The sequence below is a fragment of the Achromobacter sp. genome, assembly GCF_036567245.1.
Taxonomy (GTDB): Bacteria; Pseudomonadota; Gammaproteobacteria; order Burkholderiales; family Burkholderiaceae_B; genus Achromobacter.
The window spans coordinates 1-8,251 of record NZ_DATCUY010000176.1; the positions used below are offsets into that span (position 1 = coordinate 1).

Genomic DNA, 8,251 nt, shown 5'->3' on the forward strand with positions numbered 1-8,251 from the left:
TACAGCTGGCGCCGACCAGCACCAGGTCGGCGCGCGCGCCTGGCTCCAGGCCATAGTCCGCGAAGCCACAGGCGCGGGCCGCGGCCGCGGTCACGCAATCGAAAGCCCACTCGACCTCGTCGTCGCGCCGCAGATCGTTGCGCAGGCCGATCAGCATGGCGCGCGCCAGCATGTCGGGGCTGCCGTAGGGAGTCCAGGTGTCGCGGATGCCGTCGTTGCCGCCGAAGATCGTCACTCCTGCCTCGCGGCAGGCGCGCACGGCGGGTACGGGCCGCGACGGCGGCGCCGTGGTCAGCAAGGCCACATCCAACGCGGCCAGCCGCCGCAGCAGGCCGTCCAGCCGCTTCGCGTCCACCCCGCCCAGACAGAAGGCGTGGCTGATGACGACCTTGCCCTGCATACCCAGCGCCTGCACCCGATCCAGGATCAGGTCCAGCGTGAACGCGCCCAGTTCTCCCGGCTCGTGCAGATGGATATCCACAGGCTTGCCGTGCTTGCTGGCAATGCCGAACAGCACGTCGAGCGACCTGGCCGGATCGCGGTCTATGGCCGATGGATCCAGTCCGCCCAGCACATCGGCTCCCTGCGCCAGGGCCTGGTCCAGCAGCTCGGCCGTGCCGGGCCGGATCAGGAGGCCAGATTGGGGAAAGGCCACGGTCTGGATCTCGACGCGTCCGGCCAGTTCCTGGCGCGTGGCATGCACGCCTTCCAGGTGGCGCAGCCCGGCGTCGGTATCGATGTCCACGTGAGTGCGGATGCGGGTCGTGCCTTCGCGCAGGAAGGCCAGCGCCAGGGCGCGCGAATGGCTGGCCGCGTCATGGCCGCTGCGGGCGCGCCAGGCGCGCTCGTTCTCGATGCGGTCGGTCAGCGCCGGCCCCACCTCGTTCACATACCAGGGCGAGTCCCAGGTGGTCTTGTCCAGGTGCGTGTGGCCTTCGACCAGGCCGGGCAACAGCAAGGCGCCCAAGCCGTCCTCGACCGGCACGCCGGCCTCGGCGCCGAGTCCGGGCCCGATATTCTGGATGCGCCCGTCGCGCACCAGCACGTCCACCGCGACGCCTTGCGGCGTGCGGACATTTTTCAACAACAGATCGGTCATGGCAGGCTTCCAGGCGCCGCGCGTGGCGGCCGGCCTTGCGCAGACCAGGCGGCACGCGCCGTCAACTCAGGCTTGAGGCGGTTCTATCCAGAAAAAACGCTCGCCCTGGCGGACCATGTCGGCCACGCCTTCGGCGCCGATGCGGTAATCCGTACCCATCAGCGTGGCGCCGCCATCCTCATGGATATGAATGACGGCCATCGGGTCGTTTGCCATGGTGTACCAGTAGTAACCCGGCTTGAGATCATGCAGGTTCGTAGTCATGTTTCGAGTATACAAACATCCCCGCTCCGTATTCAAAAAGACACAAATATCCAGGCCATGCCTGACATGATGGACACGAGGCGGCATACTTCCCGATTCCAGGCCCAAACCGCCCGCACCGTTGGCATGCGTCGACCCGGCGGTCGCCGCATTGGCGCATATGCTTTGATCGTAAGAGGAACCGCGAGCGTATGAAAAGGCAGTCTCTTCAATTCAGCGAGCCGCTTAAACAAGCTGTCTTGGACGGCCACAAAGTACAGAGCCGGCGCATCCTGAAGCCGCAGCCCACCAAACTGACCACGGTCTGGTATGCGGATGCCGCCGATTCCGGCAGGTGGGTGGCCATGGGTCCCTCGCTGGATAATCCATCCGAACTGCGCAAAACCTCCAGTTGGGTCAGATGCCCTTATGGGAAATCTGGCGACAGCATCGAATTGACCGATGAGGCCGGCAATACCTTCGCCACCGCCGTCATCGTAGGGGTGCGGGTCCAGCGGCTGCAGACCCTGTCCGAGGCTGATGCCCGCGCCGAAGGCACGCCAGCCCTGTATCAAAGCTCCGCCCTGCTGCCGGGCGTGCCGCTGCAAACCGCCTTCGCCTTGACCTGGTGCGAACGTTACGGCTCGCATGCCTGGGCAGCCAACCCCTGGGTATGGGTCGTCGAATTCCGCTGCCAACAGGCCGACGGCGAGCAGGACGCCTAGAGCGCCTTATGCTCGGCCGCCCGGAAAACTGGTGCGCTGGCGCAACGCCGTTACCTGGAAACAGGGGCGGATGGTGACCGCCTGTAACTTACCCGCCTGACTTCACCTGATTCCAGGCGATTTCAATCGATTTCAATCGCGGCGGCGCCAGAGCGGGCAATTGCTGCTGCGGGGCAGCAAGCCGCATGCCGCCTTTGCGGGGACGGTTGCGGATTGTCGCGATTGACGCTGGCCCGCTTACTTCTGCCTGACCAAAAAGCCCGAAAATGGCATCACCGAATACTCAACTTTGCTGCGTCATGCGGCAGGCAGGTGCAACATGAAAAAATGGCTTATTGCTGGTGCTGGTGCCGCTGGGCTGCTGATCTCCAGCGTCGCCCTGGCTCGCGTGGACGTCGGTATCTCGATCGGCGTGCCCGGCATCGTGTACCCCGCGCCGGTCTACGTCGCGCCGCAGCCGGTGTACGTGGCGCCCCCGCCCCCCGTGTATTACCGCCCCGCGCCGGTTTATGTTGCGCCTCCGGTGGTCTACCCGGCGCCGGTTTATTACCGCGGCGGTGGTCGCTACTATGACCGCGGCTACTACTATGGACGCGGACGCGGCCACGACCATCACCACGGCCGCGGCCGCGGGCATGACCGCGATTAAGCTGCGGGACGGCCGGCAGGCGCAATCCTGCGGGCACCGGAAAAGACAAAGGCCACTCGCAAGAGTGGCCTTTTTTCTGCGGGGCAAGTTCCGGTGCCGCGCGGAGGTGTCTCAGGCCGCGGGGGCCTGCAGAGGTTTGCTGGCCAGTACGGCCGGTTGCTGCGGGGTATTGCTGGCCTTGCCATCGCTCCACCGCGGCGCTTCCTGAACGAGATCGATCCAACGGCGGGGCTCGCTCGACGACCGCCACCAGCCATTATGCGGACGCATGGGCAAACTCCGGTTCACCGTTGAAACGCACGCCGTTGATGCCCTGAAACAGCTGCAGGCTTTCCTGCTCGGCTTCGTGCAGGCTCGAAAACGGCGCCTGGCCTGGCACGGTCCAGCATTTTTCCGGTGCGGTACCGCCGACTCGGCGGGTCCATATCTGCACACGGTAGCCCTGCTCGTCCTCCTGAGCCACGGAGCATCTCACACGAAAATCTCCAATCATTCTTGAAGTCATGGGCAACTCCTTGTTATTTAAGTGAATGAAGCGTGTAGCACACGGGGCATATTGTGCCGTAACTATCCGGCCCTTTTATTGGAATACACAATTGCTCACATCAAAATCAGCCACTCTCGCCGGGAGGTTAATAGCCTGAGGCGACAGGAATATGTACAGATAATAAAAAAAACGGAGCCTCGGGGGCTCCGTCTTTTACTCCGCCAAATGGCGGATCGACAGGCGGTATCGCCTGATGTTTACGCTGCCGGATTCAAAACCGTCAGGCCGCCCATATAAGGCTGCAGCGCTTGCGGAATCAGCACGCTGCCGTCGGCTTGCTGGTGGTTTTCCAGCACGGCGACCAGCGCGCGGCCCACCGCCAGGCCCGAACCATTGAGCGTGTGCACGTATTCCGGCTTGCCCTGGGCATTGCGGAAACGCGCCTGCATGCGGCGGGCCTGGAAGGTCTCGCAGTTAGAGACAGAGGAAATCTCGCGCCAGGTGTTCTGCGCGGGCAGCCACACTTCCAGGTCGTAGGTCTTGGCCGAACCGAAGCCCATGTCGCCCGTGCACAGCAGCACCACGCGATAAGGCAGGCCCAGAAGCTGCAGCACGCGCTCGGCGTGGCCGACCATGTCTTCCAGTGCCTCGTAGGACTGATCAGGCTGCGTGACCTGCACCATTTCGACCTTGTCGAACTGGTGCTGGCGGATCATGCCGCGGGTATCGCGGCCGCCGCTGCCGGCTTCGGAACGGAAGCACGGCGTATGCGCGGTGAGCTTGAGCGGCAGGTCGGCGGCGGCCTGGATGGTGTCGCGCGCCACGCTGGTCAGGGTGATTTCCGACGTGGAAATCAGGTACTGGTCTTCACGCACATAGGGCTTGCCCTGGTCGTCGACCTTGGGGTCGTCGTCGCCGCCGCCCTTGGACACGGCGAACATGTCGTCCTTGAACTTCGGCAGTTGGCCCGTGCCGTACAGCGTCGAGGCATTGACGATATAGGGCGTGTAGCACTCGGTATAGCCGTGCGTGCCGGTCTGCAGGTCCAGCATGAACTGCGACAGCGCACGGTGCAGGCGGGCGATGGGGCCGCGCATGAAGGAGAAACGCGCGCCGGACAGCTTGGCGGCCATGTCGAAATCCAGCCCCAGGGGTTCGCCTATGGCGACGTGGTCGCGCGCCTCGAACGCCAGGGCCGGCGGATTGCCGTCGGCGCCAGCCGCGCCGGGCAGCCAGCGGCGCACCTCGACGTTGTCATCGGCGGACTCGCCCAGCGGCACGCTGGCGTGGGGCAGGTTGGGCACCGACATCAGCAATTCGTTGAGCGGCTGCTGCAAGGCAGCCAGTTCCTCTTCGAGCTGCTTCAGGCGCACGGGCACGGCCTGGGATTCGGCCATGACGGCGCTGGCGTCCTCGCCCTTGGCCTTGAGCTGGCCGATCTGCTTGGCCAGCGCGTTGCGGCGGGCTTGCAGGGACTCGGTTTCGGTCTGGACGGCCTTGCGGCGGGATTCCAGCTCATTGAACCGTTCCGTGTCGAAGGACACGCCACGGCTCTTGAGGCGGTCGACGACGGTTTGCAGGTCTTTGCGCAGCAGTATCGGGTCTAGCATGTTGATATCGGTGAGGTTGCGTGAAGCAACGGGCGCGGCCCGTTACCGTTTCTTGGCGCGTTCCTGGGCGTCCAGCTCGCGCAGGAATGCCAGCTTTTGCTGGATTTTAGCCTCCAGGCCGCGATCGGTCGGCCGATAGAAGGAGGGATTGAGTCCATCGGGGAAATATTGCTCGGCGGCGGCGTAACCATGCGGCTCGTCGTGGGCATAGCGGTAGGCCTTGCCGTGGCCCAACTGCTTCATCAATTTGGTGGGCGCGTTGCGCAGGTGGATCGGCACCGGCGCGCTGCCGTGCTCGGCCGCGAACTTGCGCGCCTGGTTATAGGCGTTGTAGACGGCGTTCGACTTGGCGGCGCAGGCCATGTAGACCACCGCCTGCGCCAACGCCAGCTCGCCTTCCGGCGATCCCAGGCGTTCATAGATGTCGGCGCCGTTCACGGCCAGGTCGGTGGCGCGGGGATCGGCCAGGCCGATGTCTTCCACCGCCATGCGCACCAGCCGGCGCGACAAATACTTGGGATCGGCGCCGCCGTCGATCATGCGGCAGAACCAGTACAGCGCGGCGTCGGGATTGGAGCCGCGCACCGACTTGTGCAGGGCGCTGATCTGGTCGTAGAACGCGTCCCCGCCCTTGTCGAAGCGGCGCAGGTTCTGCGACAGCGAAATCTCCAGCCAGGCCGCGTCCACCGTGTCGCGGCCGGCGGCCTGGGCCGATTCGGCCACCACTTCGACCGCGCTGATCAGGCGGCGCGCATCGCCGTCGGCCCAGGCCGCCAGCTGTTCGCGCGCGTCCGCATCGACATGGATTTTCTCGCCTTCATCCAGCCCGTCGTTCAGGGCCTGCACGGCGCGATCGACCAGTTGCTGCAGTTCCTCGGCCGTGAGCGATTGCAGCACGTACACCCGCGCCCGCGACAACAGCGCTGAATTGACCTCGAACGAAGGGTTTTCGGTGGTGGCGCCGATGAAAGTGAACAGCCCGCTTTCCACATAGGGCAGGAACGCGTCCTGCTGCGCCTTGTTGAAGCGGTGCACCTCGTCGACGAACAGGATGGTGCGGCGGCCCTGGCCTTGCGCAATCTGGGCCACCGTGACCGCATCGCGGATGTCCTTGACCCCGCCCAGCACCGCCGAGATGGCGATGAACTGCGCGTCGAAACCGTCTGCCATCAGCCGTGCCAGCGTGGTCTTGCCCACGCCCGGCGGCCCCCAGAAGATCATGGAGTGCGGGCGGCCCGACTCGAACGCGACGCGCAGGGGCTTGTCCGGCCCCAGCAGATGCGACTGTCCCACCACGTCGGACAGCGTACGCGGGCGCAGCCGTTCGGCCAGGGGCACATAAGGCCGATGCGCAGGATCGGCCGCGAAGAGATCGTTGCTCATTGACAGAAGATGAGGGGAGACAGCAAGTAATTCAAGTCAGCATTACACCATGGGCCGCAAACCTGCCCCGCCCCGTGCGGCCCTAGGCCAGACCCGGCAGCCCGAAGCGCCGGTTCTCCAGCACCGGCAGCACCTTGCGGGCATGGGCCAGGCGTTCGGGGTCGATGTCGGCGAACACCAGCGCTGGCGCTTCGCCCGCGCGCGCCGTCACCACGCCCAGCGGGTCCACCACCATGCTGCAGCCGATGTTGCGCTCGCCACATTCGCCCGTGGCCGCCACATAACAGGTGTTTTCCAGTGCCCGGGCCGTGACCAGCACTTCCCAGTGCATTTCCTTCAACGGACCGCGGACCCAGGCGGACGGCAGCACCAGCAGATCGGCGCCGTCCAGCGCCAAACGCCGTGCCAGTTCGGGGAAGCGCACGTCATAGCAGGTCATCAGGCCGACGCGCAGTCCGCCGATGTCCAGCAGCGGCGGAATGTCGGTGCCCGGCGTGACGTTGGTGGATTCCTTCATGTTGAAGGCGTCGTACAGGTGCAGCTTGCGGTACTGGGACAGGATCTGGCCGTCGCGCAGCGTCACCAGCGTGTTCCAGACGCGCCCTTCCCCGGTCGGCACGTGCACGCACATCATGGTTGCCAGCTGCGAGCCGCGGCTGGCTTCCAGCAGACGGCTCATGAAGGGGCCGTCCAGCGGCTGGGCCGCCTTCAGGACGATCTGCGGATCGGTGATGTCGCGAGCCAGGATGCCTTCAGGCAGGACCAGCAGGCCGGCGCCGCCGGCGCGGGCGCGTTCCATCAGGTCGATGCAGACCTGGGCGTTTTCTTCCCAGACGCGGCTGACGGCGAACTGGCCCAAAGCAACTTTCAGCATGACGCTTTCCTTGTATCGGAGGGTTTTCCTATTGTCGCGCCAACCGCCGGACAACGCCGACTACGGGAAACTCCTAGCTCCCGCTTGTAAATTATTTTCACGATAATGAAAAAAACCAGGTTTGACGTAAATATTTTCCATAGCAGGCGCCCCATGACGAATTCCTCCTCCCCCGCAGCCCCCCTGGACGTGAACGGCAAAGGCCTGGGCGCCTTTCCGGAATCCTGTACCACCGCCGGCGTCGCGGCGCTGAACTGGAACCTGCTCAATGAGGACGTGAGCCTGCCCGTGGCGGTGCTGTACGAAGCCCGCGTGCGCCACAACCTGCAATGGATGCAGCGCTTCATGGAAGCGTACAAGGTCAAGCTGGCGCCGCATGGCAAGACCACCATGAGCCCGGCGCTATTCAAGCGCCAGATCGAGGGTGGCGCCTGGGGCATCACGCTGGCCACCGCGCCGCAGGTCCAGGCCGCCTACCAGCACGGCATCCGCCGGATCCTGATGGCCAACCAGCTGGTGGGCCGCGCCAACATGGCCATCATTGCCCGGCTGCTGCGCGATCCGGCCTTCACCTTTTTCTGCATTGTCGACACGCCCGCCAACGCGGCGCAGCTGGGCGCCTACTTCGGCGAACAGGGCCTGACCCTGCCGGTGCTGATCGAACTGGGCCCGCAAGGCGGCCGCACCGGCGTGCGCGACGACGCCCAATTGCAGGCGCTGGCGGAAGAGATCGGCAAATGGCCCAGCCTGGCCCTGGCCGGCATCGAAGTCTATGAAGGCGTGCTGCAGGAAGAAGACGCGATCCGCGCCTTCCTGCGCCGCGCCACCGATACCCTGCGCAGCCTGGCCGCCGCCGGCCGCCTGCGCAAGAACGGCCCGGCGCTGATCTCCGGCGCGGGTTCGGCGTGGTTCGACGTGGTCGCAGAGGAATTCTCGCAACTGGACATCGGCTCGCCGCTGGAAATCGTGCTGCGCCCCGGCTGCTACCTGTCGCACGACGTCGGCATCTACCGGTCCGCCGCCGAGCGCATCAATGCCCACAATCCGGTCGCCCAGAAAATGGAGCCTGGCCTGCAACCGGCCTTGCAGGTCTGGGCTTACGTGCAGTCGCTGCCCGAACCGGGCCGCGCCATCGTCGCCATGGGCAAGCGCGACGCCGCCTTCGACGCCGGCCTGCCCAC

The 8,251-nt window shown here is 65.3% G+C and carries 9 protein-coding genes; 3 read left to right on the forward strand and 6 right to left on the reverse strand.

Features of this window, described 5'->3' with window-relative positions; translation table 11 throughout:
* Positions 1-1,099, reverse strand: a 1,099-nt coding sequence (locus tag VIR09_RS07440) for an amidohydrolase family protein (protein WP_332012293.1), incomplete at its 3' end; no start/stop codon positions are given.
* Positions 1,100-1,165: 66 nt separating this feature from the next.
* Positions 1,166-1,363 (reverse strand): hypothetical protein, encoded by a 198-nt coding sequence (locus tag VIR09_RS07445; RefSeq protein ID WP_332012294.1) that lies wholly within the window; start codon positions 1,361-1,363, stop codon positions 1,166-1,168.
* Positions 1,364-1,554: 191 nt separating this feature from the next.
* On the opposite strand from VIR09_RS07445, the gene VIR09_RS07450 reads away from it, so the two are divergent.
* Together VIR09_RS07450 and VIR09_RS07455 are read left to right on the forward strand one after the other, a co-directional pair.
* Positions 1,555-2,067: a hypothetical protein gene (locus VIR09_RS07450; RefSeq protein WP_332012295.1), complete on the forward strand. Its 513-nt coding sequence runs from the start codon at positions 1,555-1,557 to the stop codon at positions 2,065-2,067.
* A gap of 319 nt (positions 2,068-2,386) precedes the next feature.
* Positions 2,387-2,716, forward strand: coding sequence for a virulence factor (locus tag VIR09_RS07455; RefSeq protein WP_332012296.1), 330 nt, complete (start codon positions 2,387-2,389; stop codon positions 2,714-2,716).
* Between the two features lie 256 nt (positions 2,717-2,972).
* Here VIR09_RS07455 and VIR09_RS07460 read toward each other — a convergent pair whose 3' ends face one another.
* The 4 genes from VIR09_RS07460 to VIR09_RS07475 all read right to left on the reverse strand — a co-directional run bounded on the left by VIR09_RS07460 (position 2,973) and on the right by VIR09_RS07475 (position 7,070).
* The gene (locus VIR09_RS07460; protein ID WP_082400638.1) at positions 2,973-3,221 is read right to left on the reverse strand and encodes a hypothetical protein; all 249 of its coding nucleotides are present in this window, start codon (positions 3,219-3,221) and stop codon (positions 2,973-2,975) included.
* Between the two features lie 239 nt (positions 3,222-3,460).
* Positions 3,461-4,813 (reverse strand): serine--tRNA ligase, encoded by a 1,353-nt coding sequence (gene serS / locus VIR09_RS07465; RefSeq protein ID WP_332012297.1) that lies wholly within the window; start codon positions 4,811-4,813, stop codon positions 3,461-3,463.
* A 42-nt stretch (positions 4,814-4,855) separates the two neighbouring features.
* Complete coding sequence (locus VIR09_RS07470) at positions 4,856-6,196, reverse strand: replication-associated recombination protein A (protein WP_332012298.1); 1,341 nt, start codon at positions 6,194-6,196, stop codon at positions 4,856-4,858.
* A gap of 82 nt (positions 6,197-6,278) precedes the next feature.
* On the reverse strand, positions 6,279-7,070 hold the full coding sequence (locus VIR09_RS07475) for a deaminated glutathione amidase (protein WP_332012299.1): 792 nt from the start codon (positions 7,068-7,070) through the stop codon (positions 6,279-6,281).
* A 153-nt stretch (positions 7,071-7,223) separates the two neighbouring features.
* Here VIR09_RS07475 and VIR09_RS07480 point away from each other — a divergent pair.
* A partial coding sequence (locus VIR09_RS07480; protein WP_332012300.1) for an alanine racemase occupies positions 7,224-8,251 on the forward strand: 1,028 nt, incomplete at its 3' end.

Bases quoted from the DNA above. Each gene is read 5' to 3' on its own strand.
- serS (WP_332012297.1), bottom strand. From the start codon at position 4,813: ATGCTAGACCCGATACTGCTGCGCAAAGACCTGCAAACCGTCGTCGAC.
- VIR09_RS07460 (WP_082400638.1), bottom strand. From the start codon at position 3,221: ATGACTTCAAGAATGATTGGAGATTTTCGTGTGAGATGCTCCGTGGCT.
- VIR09_RS07450 (WP_332012295.1), top strand. From the start codon at position 1,555: ATGAAAAGGCAGTCTCTTCAATTCAGCGAGCCGCTTAAACAAGCTGTC.
- VIR09_RS07475 (WP_332012299.1), bottom strand. From the start codon at position 7,070: ATGCTGAAAGTTGCTTTGGGCCAGTTCGCCGTCAGCCGCGTCTGGGAA.
- VIR09_RS07470 (WP_332012298.1), bottom strand. From the start codon at position 6,196: ATGAGCAACGATCTCTTCGCGGCCGATCCTGCGCATCGGCCTTATGTG.
- VIR09_RS07445 (WP_332012294.1), bottom strand. From the start codon at position 1,363: ATGACTACGAACCTGCATGATCTCAAGCCGGGTTACTACTGGTACACC.
- VIR09_RS07455 (WP_332012296.1), top strand. From the start codon at position 2,387: ATGAAAAAATGGCTTATTGCTGGTGCTGGTGCCGCTGGGCTGCTGATC.